This window comes from Streptomyces roseochromogenus subsp. oscitans DS 12.976, from assembly GCF_000497445.1.
Taxonomy (GTDB): domain Bacteria; phylum Actinomycetota; class Actinomycetes; order Streptomycetales; family Streptomycetaceae; genus Streptomyces; species Streptomyces oscitans.
In genome coordinates this window covers 8,842,866-8,843,400 of record NZ_CM002285.1, presented here as the reverse complement: position 1 = coordinate 8,843,400, position 535 = coordinate 8,842,866, and the positions used below count along the sequence as shown (strand labels likewise).

Annotated in this window: 1 protein-coding gene; it reads left to right on the top strand. The window is 65.8% G+C overall.

The window, feature by feature from the left end:
* Positions 1-535: alpha-amylase family glycosyl hydrolase (locus M878_RS000000100625; RefSeq protein WP_023546666.1), on the top strand; the 535-nt coding region annotated here is incomplete at both ends.

The following is a 535-nucleotide window of genomic DNA, read 5'->3' as shown; positions in this document are numbered from 1 at the left end:
CCATCCCCTCCGGCTGCCAGTGGGGCATCTTCCTGCGCAACCACGACGAGCTGACCCTCGAAATGGTCACCGACGAAGAACGCGACTACATGTGGGCCGAATACGCGAAAGACCCACGGATGCGCGCCAACATCGGCATCCGCCGCCGCCTCGCGCCCCTGCTCGACAACGACCGCAACCAGATCGAGCTGTTCACCGCACTCCTGCTCTCCCTGCCCGGCTCACCGATCCTCTACTACGGCGACGAGATCGGCATGGGCGACAACATCTGGCTCGGCGACCGCGACGCCGTCCGCACCCCGATGCAGTGGACCCCCGACCGCAACGCCGGATTCTCCTCCAGCGACCCCGGACGCCTGTTCCTGCCGACGATCATGGACCCCGTCTACGGCTACCAGGTCACCAACGTCGAGGCGTCGATGTCCTCGCCGTCCTCGCTGCTGCACTGGACCCGCCGCATGATCGAGATCCGCAAGCAGAATCCCGCCTTCGGACTCGGGTCCTACAACGAACTGCAGTCCTCCAACCCGGCGGT